The organism is Sphingomonas sp. CFBP 13728, from assembly GCF_014841895.1.
GTDB lineage: Bacteria > Pseudomonadota > Alphaproteobacteria > Sphingomonadales > Sphingomonadaceae > Sphingomonas.
Map to the genome: position 1 here is coordinate 213,905 of NZ_JACYUS010000003.1, position 16,447 is coordinate 230,351.

General features: G+C 66.1%; 12 protein-coding genes. 11 read left to right on the forward strand and 1 reads right to left on the reverse strand.

Translation table 11 applies throughout. The annotated features are described in order from the left end of the window. Nucleotides 1-176: 176 nt before the first annotated feature. Entirely contained in the window at nt 177-635 is a 459-nt protein-coding gene (locus IFT67_RS13915) for a TetR/AcrR family transcriptional regulator (protein WP_192238831.1), read from the reverse strand. 435 nt (nt 636-1,070) lie between these two features. Here IFT67_RS13915 and IFT67_RS13920 point away from each other — a divergent pair, with 435 nt between their 5' ends. The 11 genes from IFT67_RS13920 (at nt 1,071) to cobA (ending at nt 16,412) form a co-directional block, all read left to right on the forward strand. Continuing rightward, a complete protein-coding gene (locus IFT67_RS13920; protein ID WP_192238832.1) occupies nt 1,071-1,316 on the forward strand; it encodes a hypothetical protein in 246 nt (81 codons plus the stop codon). A gap of 287 nt (nt 1,317-1,603) precedes the next feature. After that, the gene (locus tag IFT67_RS13925) at nt 1,604-4,123 is read left to right on the forward strand and encodes a TonB-dependent receptor (RefSeq protein ID WP_192238833.1); all 2,520 of its coding nucleotides are present in this window, start codon (nt 1,604-1,606) and stop codon (nt 4,121-4,123) included. Between the two features lie 8 nt (nt 4,124-4,131). Further along, nucleotides 4,132-5,301 carry a YdcF family protein gene (locus tag IFT67_RS13930; RefSeq protein WP_244647397.1) on the forward strand — a complete coding sequence of 390 codons (1,170 nt, stop codon included), beginning with the start codon at nt 4,132-4,134 and terminating at the stop codon, nt 5,299-5,301. A 17-nt stretch (nt 5,302-5,318) separates the two neighbouring features. Then, nucleotides 5,319-6,308, forward strand: a complete 990-nt coding sequence (locus tag IFT67_RS13935; protein ID WP_192238834.1) for a phospholipase C/P1 nuclease family protein — start codon at nt 5,319-5,321, stop codon at nt 6,306-6,308. Between the two features lie 123 nt (nt 6,309-6,431). Continuing rightward, nucleotides 6,432-7,010: an ANTAR domain-containing response regulator gene (locus IFT67_RS13940; protein ID WP_192238835.1), complete on the forward strand. Its 579-nt coding sequence runs from the start codon at nt 6,432-6,434 to the stop codon at nt 7,008-7,010. Beyond that, nucleotides 7,010-8,224: a CmpA/NrtA family ABC transporter substrate-binding protein gene (locus IFT67_RS13945; RefSeq protein ID WP_192238836.1), complete on the forward strand. Its 1,215-nt coding sequence runs from the start codon at nt 7,010-7,012 to the stop codon at nt 8,222-8,224. The genes IFT67_RS13940 and IFT67_RS13945 overlap by 1 nt, the downstream gene beginning before the upstream one ends. Nucleotides 8,225-8,520: 296 nt before the next feature. Beyond that, complete coding sequence (locus IFT67_RS13950; protein WP_192238837.1) at nt 8,521-9,903, forward strand: MFS transporter; 1,383 nt, start codon at nt 8,521-8,523, stop codon at nt 9,901-9,903. Between the two features lie 38 nt (nt 9,904-9,941). Then, nucleotides 9,942-12,455: a nitrite reductase large subunit NirB gene (gene nirB, locus IFT67_RS13955; protein WP_192238838.1), complete on the forward strand. Its 2,514-nt coding sequence runs from the start codon at nt 9,942-9,944 to the stop codon at nt 12,453-12,455. Continuing rightward, a complete protein-coding gene (gene nirD, locus IFT67_RS13960; RefSeq protein WP_192238839.1) occupies nt 12,452-12,790 on the forward strand; it encodes a nitrite reductase small subunit NirD in 339 nt (112 codons plus the stop codon). Before nirB ends, nirD begins: the two co-directional genes overlap by 4 nt. 246 nt (nt 12,791-13,036) lie before the next feature. Beyond that, entirely contained in the window at nt 13,037-15,631 is a 2,595-nt protein-coding gene (locus tag IFT67_RS13965) for a nitrate reductase (protein WP_192238840.1), read from the forward strand. Further along, nucleotides 15,621-16,412 (forward strand): uroporphyrinogen-III C-methyltransferase, encoded by a 792-nt coding sequence (gene cobA / locus IFT67_RS13970; protein WP_192238841.1) that lies wholly within the window; start codon nt 15,621-15,623, stop codon nt 16,410-16,412. Before IFT67_RS13965 ends, cobA begins: the two co-directional genes overlap by 11 nt. Nucleotides 16,413-16,447: the final 35 nt, after the last annotated feature.

Consider the following 16,447-nt stretch of genomic DNA (forward strand, 5'->3'; position numbering starts at 1 on the left):
GCTCCCATCTGCTGCGCCGAAGCGTCCACGACGCGGCTCGATCACCGTCGCCAGCTACGTAGCCCTGGTTCATGGTTTTGCCCACTCCAGTTGGAAATTTCCGTCATAAGGCCAAGCCGGAAGGACGAGCGGGATCGCGTCGGTTCAGTCCGTAATCGTGAAGCATGGCACCTGGATCACCGCGCAGGCGCAGCGTCCAGCAGCAGCCTCGCCGCGTCGCGATTGGCTGCGGCGATGGCGTGGTTCGCCGTCGTCTGCGCCATGACTATCGCGCCCTGGATCAAGGACAGGATCTGCAGGACGGACTTCTCCGGATCGCGCAGTTCCAGGGGAGCGAGGATATCGGCGACCAGCTCATGCAGGCTCGGGAAATAGGCGGCGATCGTGGCGTGGACTTCGGGCGCGTCCGCATCCGGACCGAACTCGGCGAGCCCTTTCACGGACGGACATCCGCGGAACGGTGGCTTCTGGAACGACACGTCCAGCGCGTCGAAGATCGCCAGGATGCGCTCAACGGGGGACAGGCTGGCGCGTTCCGTCGCAGTCGCAAGCATCTCCAACCAGACGACGGTCTTGTGCCGTAGATACTCGGCGATCAGTCGCGCCTTGGACGGGAAGTGCTTGTAAAAGGTCATCTTCGCCACGCCGCTTTCGGCGATGCACGCCGGTCAGACTGGTCTGCACCGTGTTGTTGTCGCGGTTCGCCAACAGCAGGTTCGATCCGTCGACAAAGGCTTGCTGGACTAGCAACGTGTTCGAAAGCGTACCCGACGGCGAACCGATGGTCTTGCCGTCCATCGGCCCACGGGCGAGTTCGCCGTATGCGCGGAAATGCTCGCCGATGTGGACGTCGGCACCGACGAAGATGCGGTAGCTGTCCTGGCGCCGATGCTCGGATTTCCGGCCCTGCGGATTGAAGAAATAGTTTACGCGCGTGCGCAGTTCTCCGGACAAGGTCAGGTATAGAAATCCGGCCTGGGGGGATCCTGAAAGCCGATTGGGCGTCCCGCGGCCTCGCCCCCCCTCTCGAAATGGTGCTGCAGTCGAGGCTTGCGGCCGCGCTGCTATCGATGGCGATCGACGGGCGCGGTGTCGCCTGGGTGCCGCTCTCACTGGCGCAGTCGGCGCTTGCAGCGGGCAAGGTCATACTGGCGGCCGATGTTACATATTCGACCAAGATTGCAATCGCCCTCGTCCGGCCGGCGATAGCGTTGTCGAAGGTGTCCGAGGCGCTGTGGGCATCCGCCTGCGGACCCGGTGGTACGAAGGGAAGCTTCGCCGTCCCCCTCCCCCACATCATCACTGCGCCGCGGTGACCTCTCGCTCCCGAGCGTCGCGGGTGCAGCACCGGCCAAGCAGCGAACGCGCTCTCCATCCCGTCACCGGTTGAAGCGGTTTGGTGGCTGTTACCGGCATAGCAATGCGGAGCCACAACCAATATTTCCGCGGCGGGACCGAGCACCGATAACGAGAGGACCGGCTGCCCGAGTGCCGAACGTAGTAGAATTGGTCTTTTTTTGGTCATTTAATTCAAGATGTAACAATTCCCCCCCAACGGAACCGGGTCGGCATTTTGCCAAATCAGAGTTCCTGTGGGGGGTTCATGCTCAAATCCGTTCTCGCATGTGGTGCCGCGTTCATCGCGATGAGCACCGCGATCGCCACGCCGGCATGTGCTCAGACGGCAGACCCCGTCGCAGCGACCGAAGCCAATCCGGTCGAGGCAAGTGACTCCGCCGCGGACTCGCAGAACACCAAGAGCGACATCATCGTTACGGGTTCGACGCGCGCGCAACGCCGGTTCGATGCATCCTATGCTATCAACGTCGTCTCACAGGCAGACATCGAGAAGATCGCACCGGTCAATTTCGCTGACCTCATTGGCCAATTGCCGGGCTTCCAGACCGAGATCACCGGCGGCGAAGTCCAGAACATCTACCGTATCCGCGGCCTGCCGAACGACGGTGGCTTCGTCAGTTTCCAGCAGGACGGCCTGCCGCTGTTCCATGAGAATGACGGCGTGTTCTTCCGCGGCGACGCAATCCTGAAGCCCGATCTGATGACCGAGCGAGTCGAAGTCGTCCGCGGCGGTCCCGCCCCCGTCTACGCAAGCTATTCGGGCGCGATCGTCAATGCGATCGAAGTGACGGGGCGCGACGAGGTGCGCGGCAAGGCACAGGTCACGGTCGGCGATACCGGGCTCTACCGTGCAGACATCGTCCAGTCGGGGCCCCTCGGCGGAAAGACCTATTACGCGGTCGGCGGGTTCGTTCGCTATCACGACGGTTACCGCGACAATGGCTTTCCCAACGACAAGGGAGGGCAGTTCCGCGCCAACATCAAACACGACCTCGACAACGGCTCGCTCCGGCTCAGTGTCAACTACGTCAACGATCACAACGTGTTCTATCTACCCATCCCGACCGCCGACCCGCGCAACCCGGTGGTCTCGCTCGATCGCTATATCGACTATTTCTCGGGCACGATGAACTCGCCAGCGCTGCGCAACGTCAACCTGCGCTACCGCGACGGTGCCGGCGTGGTCCAGAATGAGTCGAGCGACCTCGCCGACGGTCGCCATATGCGAATGATCAACATCGGTACGCAATATGATGCCGATTTCGACGGCTGGCTGGTCTCCGCCAAGGCCGGCTTCACGATGGGCAAGCTCGATTTCAACGCGTTCTACTCGACCACCAACCCGGTCGATGCGAACAGCTTTGCAAGCGGCTATCGCGCCCGCGCGACGACCGCATTCGGTCCTGTTGCGTCGCTCGGTTATGTGCTGGCCGGTACCAGCACCGTCTACGATCCCTACGCCGCCTCCGGTCTGGTCGTGCAGGGCCAGTACCGAGACATCCATTCGAAATTCTATTCGAACCAGATCAACCTGTCGGTCGCCAAGAAGTTCGAGACCGGCTTCGGCAGCCACGACCTGAAGCTCGGCGTGTACGGCAGCCTCTACGGCGAGGACAGCCGGACGATCTATCAGAACTACCTGATCGAGGTGGCGGGCAAGCCGCGGACGCTCGACCTGATCGCCTATAATGCCGCCGGAACGCGGATCGGGTCCGTGACCGACAAAGGCGTGCTCAACTATGCCGCGACGCTGACCCGCGGCAATTCCGATGCGAAGATGATTGCACTCTTCGCCAACGACACCTGGGAGATCCTCCCCGGTCTCCGGTTCGACGCTGGCATCCGTCACGAACGCTACAGCTACAAGGGCTATGCCGCGCTGACGGGACAAGCAAATCTCGGCGACGCGACGACGCTGGCAGACGACACCACGCGTGCGTTCACCGGCGACATCATCAACCAGACCGGCAAGCCGCACGTCACCAACTGGACAGCGGGCGCCAATTACGACTTCAACCGCCATATCGGCGTGTATGGTCGCGCCTCGCATCTCGAGACGCCCCCGAGCGTGCAGACGGTGATGAGCATCAACCCGACCATCCTCACCACGATCGCCGATCAGTACGAAGCCGGACTGAAGCTGGCGGCGGGGCGTTCGTACCTGTACGTCACGGGCTTCTATACCAACTTCGATCCGCTCAACGCCTCGTTCCTGGCGTTCGACCCGAGCACGGGGCGCAACGACGTCAACATCCCCTTCATCGGCGAGGCGCAGGTCAAGGGCATCGAGTTCGACGGATCGCTCGCGCTGACGTCATGGTTCTCGCTCAACGGCGCGCTGACGATCAGCGACCCCAAATACAAGAACTTCCAGAGTTCGACCGGCGCCGATCCCGTCCAGGCCGAGGGCAAGCAGATCGTCCGCCAGCCGAAGATCTACGGCAACATCCGCCCGAGCTTCGACTTCGATCTCGGCGACAACGCGGTGTCGGTCTATGGTCGCTACACCTATATGGGTAAGCGCTTCGTCGACCTGTACAACAACACCGCACTACCAGCCTATGGCACGACCGGCGCGGGCGTGACCGTGCGGCATGGCACGTGGCAGGTGCAGGTGGTCGGCGACAATCTGTTCAACGCGCACGGCCTGACCGAAGGCAACACGCGTACCGATCAGTTGAGCGGCCAGGGTAGTTCGGAAGCGATTTACGGCCGTCCGATCTTCGGTCGCAACGTCCGGCTCGTGGTCGGCAAATCCTGGTGAGATACGGCTTGGCACTTGCCGCGGCGATCGTCGGCTTTGCGTGCGTACCTGCTGACGCCGAGCCGGTGGTTGCGCAGACGGTGGCCAAGCCGGTCGGCGACCGCTTGATCGGCACATTATCGCGCCGGCTGTTCCCGCTGTTCGACGCGATCGGCGCAGATCCGGCGGCGCTCGACAGGCTGAAAGCGAACCCTGCCGTCGCGGCAATGTTGGCGACGCGCGCCGGGCGGCGGACCGCCTGTGCCGACGACTTGACCTGCATCACGCAGGCACTGGTCTGGACGCCGTCCGAGTCCGCAACTCTCGCCGCCGGAATGCCGGAGCACATGTCGTCCGCCGATGACGGCGCCGCGGCGCAGACCAGGCGTGAGATCGAGGGGATCAACGTCGTCCTCCGCACTTTCGGTCTTGGCCAGCTACCACGTTACCCACAGATCGATGGGACCGGCCCGATCGATCCTTCGGAAACGCGCGCGCGATTGCAGGCCGCCGACTGGCTGTCGCGCACGCCCCGTGCGCGGTCGGCACAGGCACTCGACCCAAGTATGGACTTCGCATTGTCCCTGCTCGATGTCAGCGACCGCACCGACGCGATCGGCTTCGATCCACCGACCGGAGGCTTGAACGCCGCCGCCGTAAAGCGCGCGCGGTCGCTCGACTGGAAGCGGTGGCATTACACAGCAATGATCGTTACCGGTGTCGGCCCCGAGACGCCCGACACCGCGCTGAGCCCGTTCGGCAAATATCACATCCGCCTTGCCGCGGATCGCTTTGCGCGCGGCGATATCGCGCTGATCATCGTGACCGGCGGACGCGCCCATCCCCGCGCTACCCGGTTCACCGAGGCCGAGCAGATGCGCGCCGCGCTGATCGAGCGCTACGGCATACCGGCGGAGGCAATCGTCATCGAACCCTATGCGCGGCACACCACGACCAACCTACGCAACGCGACCCGTTTGCTTGCCACTCTCGGCGCGCCGTTCGACAAGGACGCGCTGATCATCTGCAATCCGGGCCAGAGCGAGACGATCGCCGGCGCCGCGTTCGCGCAGCGAAACCTGCTAGAACTAGGTTACGTCCCCGGGCAGGTCGGAAGGCGCGTCTCGCCGACTGAACTGGAGTTCCGGCCTTCGCCGCTATCCCTGCGGGCCGATCCGCGCGATCCCCTCGATCCCTGACCCGTCTGGAACCTGTGATGCGCCCTGCCCTGTTGACCACGATCGCCGCACTTGCCGTGTCCTGGATGCCCACGTCGGCGCAAGCCTGGGGCGGCACCGCGCACGCCGTCATCGACCGCGCGGCGATCGACGCAATCCCCAATGACGGCCCGGTCTTCCTGCGACGCCATGTCGACTACATCGCAGCATCGGCTTCGCTGCCGGACACGTGGCGTGGTTCGTCCGAGAACTTCTCGAAGATCGAGGAGGATCCCAATCACGGCTGGTTCCGCGAGCAGTTCACGTTCCTGAAGCCGATCCCTCGCTCCCGCTATGAATTCGTCATCGCGGTGTTCAAACAGCACGAGAAGATCAAGCGCACCGATCCCGCGACCGCCGCACGTACCAACGTGCGCTGGACCGGCACGCTCCCCTATGCCGCGATCGAAGCCTATGAGAGGATCGTGGTCTGCATGCGCGACGTTCGCGCCGCGCAGGCGGCGGGCCGGGGCGCCGCATTCGCCGAACAGCACTGCGCCTTCGACGTCATCCGCCTCGGTCACTATATCGGCGACGGCGCGCAACCTTTGCATGACTCGGTCAACAGCGACGGCTGGCGCGGGCCAAATCCGAACGGCTACACGACCGACAAATCGATCCACGGCCGGTTCGAAAGCCGCTTCGTCGATGGAATGAAGCTGACCGCGTCGGACATTGCACCACGGATAGGCATGCCCGGTCATCGCAAAGGCGACATGTTCGATGGAATACTCGCTTTTCTCGACGACTCCGGCGACAAGATGGAGCGCGTCTATAAATTGGAAAAGCGGGACGGCTTTTCCAATTTCGCCGATGGGGACGTACGTGCGCTCGTTTACGATCAAACGACTGCGGGGGCGGCAATGCTTCGTGACATGCTCTGCCGTGCGTGGTCCGAGAGTGCGACCGCGCCCGCCGAAACACGTCCCTCACCGATCGATTTCGAAAACCCTCGCTTCAACACCGAAACGGGCTCGGCACCTGACTGACTGCAGCAAGCGAAGATGATCGACCTGCCTCGAGGCGAGCGTCGCACCAGCTCTATTCGCCTTCTGCGCAACCTTGACCGATGTGGCCTCGCCATCAGGATCGGTGCAGCATAAGACCGCCCGATGCGGATCGCGATCATCGACACGAGCACGACACGGGCGGCGATCATCTCGGACGGCCTGCGCGAGGCGGGGCTCGACGATATCGTCGTGATCGACGGTACGCCGGGGATGGTCGCGGCGCTCGAGAGGGCGGCGCCCGAAGTGGTGTTGATCAACCTCGAGAACCCCAGCCGCGACGTGCTCGAGGAGTTTTTCGCGGTATCGCGCGCGCTGGCCCGGCCGATCGCGATGTTCGTCGACCAGAGCGACGCGGAATCCACCGCTGCCGCGGTCGATGCGGGGGTCTCGGCGTATATCGTCGACGGACTCGCGAAGCAGCGGATCAAGCCGGTCATCGACCTCGCGATCCGCCGGTTCCAGGCGTTCGCGCGGTTGCAGGCGGAGTTGCACGAGGCTCGCAGCGCACTCGCCGATCGCACCACCGTCGACCGTGCCAAGGCGATCGTGATGAAGCGCCGCGGCATCGACGAGCCGACCGCGTACGGCCTGCTCCGCGCGCAGGCGATGCGATCCAACCGCAGGATCGCCGAGATCGCCGACGCGATCATCACCAGCGATGCGCTCATGGGAGATTTGTGATGGCGCTCGACCGGGTCCGCATCGGTTTCCTCCCGCTCGTTGATGCGGCGCTGCCGATCCTCGCGCGCGAACGCGGGTTCGCTGAGGCCGAGGGGCTGGAGATCGAACTCGTCCGCGACATGACCTGGGCCACGGTGCGCGATCGGCTGCTGTACGGACATACCGACGCCGCGCACATGGTCGCGCCGCTAGCGATCGCGACGGCATTGGGGCGTGGGCGGCCAGCGGTGCCTATGGCGGTGCCGTTCGTGCTGGGGCTCAACGGCAATGCGATCACGCTGTCGCTGCCGCTTGCGGCACAGGTCATGGAGGGCGATGCGCTGGCCGATCCGGTGGTGCTGGGTGCGCGACTGAAGGCGGTCGCGACCGAGCGTGCTGCGGCGGGGCGGCGGCTGCGGTTCGGCGTGGTGCATCGCTACTCCAGCCATAACTACATGCTGCGCTACTGGCTCGCGGCGGTCGGCATCCGCCCGGATACCGACGTCGAGATTGTCACGACCAGCCCGACCTTCGCCGCCGATGCGCTGGCGGCGGGCGAAGTCGATGGCATCTGCGTCGGCGAGCCATGGAATGGCGTCGCGGTGGATCGCGGCGTCGGGCGGATCGCGCTGGTAACCGCGCAGGTCTGGCAGCGTGGCGTCGAAAAGGTGCTGGCGATGCGTGCGGAGACGCTGGTCGAGCGCGGCGACGTCGTCCACCGGCTGATCCGTGCACTGCACGCTGCCGCCGCGCAGTTCGTCGATCCCGATACGCGGGAAGAGAATGCAACGATCCTGTCTCGCCCGGAGTATCTCGATGCGCCGGTCGATGCGGTGTCGCGGGCGATCGGCGACCGGGTGCGGTTGGTGAAGGACGCGGTGCCGATCCACGTGCCCGATTTCATGTTCCAGTACCGCGAGGCGGCGAACTTCCCGTGGCGTAGTCAGGCGGCGTGGCTGTATTCGCAGATGGTACGCTGGGACGGCACGCCGTTCTCGGCCGAGGAGGCGGACGTCGCGCAAGGGGTGTTCCGTCCTGACGTGTATCGCACGGCGCTGGCGGGCTCGGGCGCGCCGTTGCCCAATGCGAGTTCGAAGCTCGAGGGGGCTATCGGCGCGGACAGCATCGGCGCGGGATCGACGCAGGGGCGGTTGATCCTCGGGCGCGATGCGTTCTTCGACCGGCGCGCGTTCGATCCGGATGATATCGAGGGGTATCTGGCCGGCTTGCCCTGAACTCTCTTTTCCCCTCCCTGGAAGGGAGGGGTGTTTTAGCGGCCAATCGCCTGGCCAAACCCAAATCTGCTGCACCCGCGAAATGACGCTTGCGCGATACGGCCACTTCGGTCATCTTCGCATCGTCCGGCAAGGGAGTCGGACACGAAATCATCGCGAGACCGGTTCCAACGACGGGACCTGACCGCGTAGGACGATCCACCGATCGTCCATAGGCAACGAAGCCGCTCCGACGCGTCCGCAAGGTCGCCGTCGGGGCGGCTTTTTCTTTGTCCGCCGCAGATGGAGGGCCGACCATGTTGTTCGCATCACCGGGTATCGACACCGCCGCGCCGAAAGCCACTAGGATCGACCTGTTCAGCGCCGCTACGCCGCAGATGCGCGCGTTTCATGTCACGTGGCTCGCGTTCTTCGTGTGCTTCTTCGCGTGGTTCGCCGCCGCGCCGTTGATGCCGCTGATCAAGGCCGAGTTCGGGCTGAGCAAAGACCAGATCGCCAACATCAACATCGCCGCGGTCGCGGTGACGATCCTGGTGCGCCTGGTGGTCGGGCCGCTCTGCGACCGGTTCGGCCCCCGGCGCACCTATACGTGGCTGCTGCTGATCGGTGCGATCCCGGTGTTCGGGCTGGCGTTCGCGCAGACCTACGAGACGTTCCTGTTCTTCCGCCTCGCGATCGGGGCGATCGGCGCGTCGTTCGTCATCACGCAATATCATACGAGCGTGATGTTCGCGCCCAACGTCGTCGGCACAGCCAACGCGACCGTCGGTGGCTGGGGCAATGCCGGCGGCGGCGCGGCACAGAGCCTGATGCCACTGGTCGTCGCGGCGCTGGTCGGCCTAGGCGTCGAGCACGCGTTCGGCTGGCGTGCGGCGATGTTCGTGCCGGGCGTGGCGATGCTCGCGATGGCGTTCGTGTATGCGCGCTACACGCAGGACACGCCGCAGGGCGACATCGTCGACCTCCGCGCAGCGGGCATCGAACTCGACGGCGGCAAGGCTACGGGCATGGCGATCTTCCGCCGCGCCGCCGCCAATTACCGCACCTGGATGCTGGCTGCGACCTATGGCGCGTGCTTCGGGGTCGAGATCTTCATTCATAATATTGCCGCAAGTTATTACGTCGATCGGTTCGGGCTTTCGCTGACCAATGCGGGGCTGGCAGCAGGGATCTTCGGCGGGCTTGCGCTCTTTGCCCGTGCGCTCGGGGGAATCGCCAGCGATCGGATCGCGCTCGTGAAGGGCCTCGACGGCCGCGCGCTGCTGTTGTTCGCGCTGATGCTCGGCGAAGGCGTCGGGCTGGTGCTGTTCGGTCATGCCGGCAGCGTCACGCTCGCGATCCTGGCGATGACGATGTTCGGGCTGTTCACGCACATGGCGTGCGGCGCGACCTATGCGCTGGTGCCGTTCATCGACCGCAAGGCGCTGGGGGGTGTCGCCGGGCTGATCGGCGCGGGCGGCAACATCGGCGCGGTCGCGGCGGGGTTCCTCAACAAGGCGTCGGCCACCCCGCAGCAATGCCTCATCGTGCTCGGCTACGTCGTCGCAGGCACCGCGGTCTGCGCGCTGGCCGTCCGCTTCTCCGCCACGCACAAATCGGACGAGCGCGCGCTGCTCGACGCGGCGCTCGACGCGCGGCGCACCAGCGACCGCTCGGTCAACGGCGCGCTCCCCGCATGACCCTCCCTTCCCCGGCTCCAACCCGACTGGACGATCTGATGGAACACCAAACCCCCTGCCCCGACACCCCCTTTTCCAAGCGGCGCGAGCACCTCGTCGTGATCGGCAACGGCATGGCCGGCTGTCGCGCGGTCGAGGAACTGATCGCGCGCGATCCGACCCGATACCGCGTGACGATCTTCGGTGCCGAGCCGCACGTGAACTACAACCGCATCATGCTGTCGCCGGTGCTGGCGGGCGAGAAGACGTTCGAGCAGATCGTCATCAACGATCACGCTTGGTACGCGACCAACACTATAGAGCTGGTGACGAGCGACCCGGTGCGGGCGATCGACCGCGCCGCAAAGACCGTCACCGCACGATCGGGGCTGACGGTATCGTACGACCGGCTGCTGATCGCGACCGGCTCCGATCCGTTCATCATCCCCGTCCCCGGCAAGGACCTGCCCGGCGTGATCTCGTTCCGCGACATGGCGGACGTCGACCACATGCTGGAGGCTGCGGGCAAGGGTGGAGCGGCGGTCGTCATCGGCGGCGGGCTGCTCGGGCTGGAGGCCGCACACGGGCTCACGCTGCGCGGGATGAAGGTCACGGTGATCCACCTGATGCCGACGCTGATGGAGCGGCAGCTCGACGAGGCGGCGGGGTGGTTGCTCAAGTCGGCGCTGGAATCGCGCGGTCAGGTCATTCTCACCGAGGCGAACACCGCCGAGATCGTTGGCGACACAAGCGTCGAGGGCGTGCTACTGAAAGACGGCACGCTGATCCCCGCGAGCCTCGTCGTCATGGCAGTCGGCATCCGCCCCTCCGTCGCCCTCGCGCGTGACGCCGGGCTGGAAATCGGCCGCGGGATCAAGGTCGACGACCACATGGTCACCAGCGACCCGTCGATCCTGGCGGTCGGCGAATGCGTCGAGCATGACGGCAACGTCTACGGCCTCGTCGCGCCGCTGTGGGACATGTGCCGCGCGCTCGCCGATGGATTGACCGACAGTCACAGCGGCTATCGCGGATCGGTGACCTCGACCAAATTGAAGGTCGCCGGGCTCGACGTGTTCTCGGCGGGTGACTTCTCCGGCGGCGGGGCGTGCGAGGACATCGTCCTGCGCGATGCGTCGCGCGGCATCTACAAGCGCGTCGTGGTCAAGGACGACCGGATCGTCGGCGCGGTGCTGTACGGCGACACGACCGATGGCGGCTGGTATTTCGACCTGCTCAAGCGGGCGGAAGACATCGCGCCGATCCGCGACATGCTGATCTTCGGCCAGTCGTTCGCCTCGGGAGGAGGCACTGCGGACCCTAAGGCGGCCGTTGCGGCGCTCTCCGACGATGCGGAGATCTGCGGCTGCAACGGCGTCACCAAGGGCCAGGTCGTGGCGTGCATCGGCGCCGGCAACGCGACGCTCGACGCGGTCCGCGCGACCTGCAAGGCGTCGGCATCGTGCGGATCGTGCACCGGGCTGGTCGAGACACTGCTCGCGGTCACGCTGGGCGACGAGTATTCGGGCGAACGTTCGGTCAAGACGATGTGCAAATGCACCAGCTTCGGCCACGACGACGTCCGCCGCGAGATCGTCGCGCAGGGCATGCGATCGATCCCCGAAGTCATGCAGAAGATGAGCTGGTCGACGCCGGACGGGTGTTCGTCGTGCCGGCCTGCGCTCAATTACTACCTGCTGTGCGCGTTGCCGGGCGACTATAAGGACGACCAGCAGAGCCGCTACGTCAACGAGCGCGTGCACGCGAACATCCAGAAGGACGGCACCTATTCGGTCGTGCCGCGGATGTGGGGTGGGCTCACCAACCCACGCGAGCTGCGCGCGATCGCCGACGTCGTCGAGAAATACGACGCACCGATGGTCAAGGTGACCGGCGGCCAGCGGCTCGACATCTTCGGGATCAAGAAGGAAGATCTGCCCGCGGTCTGGGCCGATCTCAACGCCGCCGGGATGGTCAGCGGGCATGCGTACGGCAAATCGCTGCGCACCGTGAAGACATGCGTCGGGTCGGACTGGTGCCGGTTCGGGACGCAGGATTCGACCGGGCTCGGCGTCAAGGTCGAGCGGATGACCTGGGGCAGTTGGATGCCGCACAAGTTCAAGATCGCGGTCAGCGGCTGCCCGCGCAACTGCGCCGAGGCGACGATCAAGGATTTCGGCGTGGTGTGCGTCGACAGCGGCTACGAGCTGTCGGTCGGCGGCAATGGCGGGATCAAGGTCCGCGCGACCGACTTCCTGTGCAAGGTAGCGACCGAAGAAGAGGCGATGCAGTACTGCGCCGCGTTCATCCAGTTGTACCGCGAGGAAGCGCGCTATTTGGAGCGGACCGCGCCGTGGATCGAGCGGATCGGAGTCGCGTATATCCGCGAACGGATCGCCGACGATCCGGAGGGCCGCGATGCGCTGGCTGCGCGGTTCCTGTTCTCGCAGCAGTTCACGCAGGACGACCCGTGGGCGGCACGCGCGGCGGGCGAGCACCGCGAACAGCATGCGCCGATGGCGCGCTTCACACCTCTGGACACGCCCGTCTTTCTCGGGAGGGAAATGGCATGATCGGCGAATGGCTCGATATCGGCTGGGTCGACGAGATCCCGGTCCGCGGCAGTCGTACGGTGCAGGTCGCCGGCGGCGACGACATCGCGGTGTTCCGCACCGGCGACGGCAAGGTCTTCGCGCTGGCGGATCGCTGCCCGCACAAGGGCGGCCGGCTGTCGCAGGGCATCGTGCACGGCGGCGCGGTGGCGTGCCCGCTGCACAACTGGCGGATCGCGCTGGATACGGGCGAGGCGCTCGGAGAGGACAAGGGGTGTACGCCGGTTATTCCGGTGAAGGTGAGCGGTGGGCGGGTGCTGCTCTGCCGCACCTCGACCATGAAGGCCGCCGCGTGATCGCGCCACTGCTCCCTCTCCCCGCTGAGGAGAGGGTCGGGGTGAGGGGTTGGGGCGCGTGCGGCCCGTCCCAACTGCCCCTCACCCAACCCTCTCCACGAGGGGGAGAGGGCTAATGGCTTCCACCCGCGTGATCGCGCCACTGCTCCCTCTCCCCTCTGGGGAGAGGGTCGGGGTGAGAGGTTGGGGCGCGTGCGGCTCGTCCCAACCCCTCACCCAACCCTCTCCCCAAGGGGGAGAGGGCTAATGGCGGCCGTGCGCACGACGTGCGCGTATTGCGGTGTCGGATGCGGTATCCTCGCCACCCCGACTGGCGAGCGCAGCGTCGCGATTAACGGCGACCCCGACCACCCCGCCAACACCGGCAAGCTCTGCTCGAAGGGCACCCACCTCGGCGAGACGATCGGACTCGAAGGCCGCCTGCTCACCCCAATGATCGGCCAGCGTCGCGCATCCTGGGACAAGGCACTCGACCTCGTCGCCAAACGCTTCCGCGACACGATCGCACAGCACGGCCCCAACAGCGTCGCCTTCTACGTCTCCGGACAATTGCTCACCGAGGACTATTACGTCGCCAACAAGCTGATGAAGGGCTTCATCGGCTCGGCCAACATCGACACCAATTCGCGGCTGTGCATGGCGAGCGCAGTCGCGGGCCACCTGCGCGCGTTCGGCGAGGATATCGTCCCCGCAAGCTACGACGATCTCGACGCCGCCGACCTGATCGTGCTGGTCGGATCGAACACCGCCTGGTGCCATCCGATCGTCTATCAACGCATCCGCGCGCGCTGCGACGCGGGCGCGAAGCTCGTGGTGATCGACCCGCGCCGGACCGAGACCGCGGACGAGGCCGACCTGCATCTCGCGATCCGCCCCGGCACCGACGTCGCGCTGATGAACGGCTTGCTAGCATGGTGCCGTGACGCGGGGGTGGTCGATTACGACTATCTCGCCGCGCACGTCGCGACACCCGATGCGTTCTGGGACCAGGTCGGCGAAGGCAGCGACCTGTGGTCGGTGGCGCGCATCTGCGACGTTCCGCCGCAGGACCTCCGGCGCTTCTTCGAACTGTTCGCCGCGACGCCGAAGACCGTCACTATGTTCAGCCAGGGCGTGAACCAGTCACTATCGGGCACCGATCAGGTCAACACGATCACCAACCTGCACCTCGCCACCGGGCGCATCGGCAAGCCGGGTGCGGCCCCCTTCTCGATCACCGGCCAGCCCAATGCGATGGGCGGTCGCGAGGTTGGCGGGCTCGCGTCGAGCCTCGCCGCGCACATGGATTTCGCGCCCGAGAACGTCGCCCGTGTCGGGCGGTTCTGGGCCGCGCCCAACATGGCGACCAAGCCGGGGCTGAAGGCGGTCGACCTCTTCCGCGAACTCGGCAACGGCCGGATCAAGGCGCTGTGGGTGATGGCGACCAACCCCGCGGTATCGATGCCCGACGCCGGCCGCGTGCGAGAGGCGTTGGCCGCCTGCCCGTTCGTCGTCGTCTCCGACGTGATCGAGACCACCGATACTTCGGTCCACGCGCATGTACGCCTGCCCGCCGCGGCATGGGGCGAGAAGGACGGCACCGTCACCAATTCGGACCGCACGATCAGCCGCCAGCGCGCGTTCATGGCCGCGCCCGGCGACGCAAAACCCGACTGGTGGATCATCTCCGAAGTCGGGCGGCGAATGGGGTGGAAGACGGCGTTTTCCTATGACCGCCCGGCCGAGATCTGGCGCGAGCATTGCCGGCTGTCGTCGTATGAGAATAACGGCACGCGGCTGTTCGCGCTTCCTGGTCATGCGGCGAAGGGCAATGCGGAATATGATGCGATGACGCCGTTCCGTTGGGGTGGCGCGCCCTTCGCGGACGGCCGGTTCTCGACGCCCGATGGCCGTGCGCGCCTCGTGCCGGTGGCGCAAAAGCCGGTTGCCGCCCCCCTTACGCAATGGCCGATGACGCTCAACACCGGGCGTTACCGCGACCAGTGGCATACGATGACGCGCACCGGCCTGTCGCCCAAGCTCGCGCGCCACCGCGAGGAACCGCTGGTCGAGATTCACCCCGACGACGCGGTGCGGCTGGGAATCGTCGATGGCGGCTTGGCGCGCGTGACGACGCCGCAGGGCGACAGCGTCTTCCGCGCGAGCGTCGTCGCAACGCAGCGGATCGGCGAGCTGTTCGTGCCGATCCACTGGACCGACCAGACCGCGACCGGTGGCCGTGCCGGGCTTCTCCCTCGCCCGCTCGCCGACCCTGTCTCGGGTCAGCCGGGTTTCAAATCCACGCCGGTGCGGATCGAGCCCGTCGCGACCGAATGGCGCGGCTTCGTCGTGATCCGCGGCGAACTGGCGACGCGCCCCGATTGCCTGTGGGCGACACGCGTCGCGGTGTCGGGTGGAACGGCGTGGGACATGGCGGGCAACGGCGCCGCCGCGGCACTCGACGCGCTGCTCCCCAAGGGCCAGCGGATCGAGGCGGTCGATGCGGCTCGGGGCTCGCGCCGGATCGCGATATTGGAGAGCGGCAGGCTCGCCGCCGTCCTGTTCGTTACCCGGGACGGCATGCTCCCGCCCCGCGACTGGCTCGTCGCGCAACTGAGCGAGGCCATCGCTGCGCCCACCTTGCTCGCCGGCCGCGCGCCGGGTGCTCAGGTCGATCGTGGCCCGATCGTCTGCGCGTGCTTCGACGTCGGGCTGAAGACCATTCTCGCCGCGATCGCCGACCAGCAGCTCGCCAACGTTCCCGCAATCGGTGCGGCCTTGAAAGCCGGCACAAATTGCGGATCGTGCCGCCCTGCCCTCGCCAAACTCCTCGTCACGCAAGGATCAGCAAATGTCGCATGATTTTCCACCCGGTTCGGTCTGGCTGGTCGGTGCCGGGCCCGGCGATCCCGACCTGCTCACGCGGAAAGCCGAGCGACTGATCGCGGCGGCCGACATCGTGTTCTACGACGCGCTGGTCGGCGCAGGCGTCCTTGCACTCATTCCTGACGGCATCGAGCGGGTAAGCGTCGGCAAGCGATCGGGGCGACATTCGAAGGACCAGGTCTCGATCAACGTCCTGCTCGCCAGAGCAGCGCTCGCGGGCAAGCGCGTCGTCCGGCTCAAGGGCGGCGATCCGTCGATCTTCGGCCGCTCGACCGAAGAGCTCGACCACCTCGCCGCGCAAGGCATCACGGTACGGATTTGCCCCGGCATCACCGCCGCCAGCGCCGCAGCGGCCTCGGGGGGCGCCTCGCTGACGCTGCGCGGCCTCGCACGAAAGCTGACGTTCGTCACCGCGCACGCCCGCGCCGACGAAGCGCTCGATCTCGACTGGACCGCGCTCGCCGCGCCCGATGCCACGCTCGCCGTCTATATGGGCCGCGCCGCCGCCGGCGAAGTCGCGCGCAACCTGATCGCGGCCGGGCGGGCGCCCGACACGCCGGTCATGGTCGCGGTCAACGTCTCGCTCCCCACCGAGCGCATCCTGCGCGGCCGGCTGTCGGCACTCGCGTTCCTGGTCGAGACGATCAGCGATCACGATCCGGCGCTGCTGCTGATCGGCGAGGCGATTGCGGTATCGTCGATCACGGCTGCGAACACTGTGGCGCACACGCGGGACTTCGAGGCCGGGGTGGCATAACGCCCATACGGGTATCAACGGACGTCGCCTGCGTC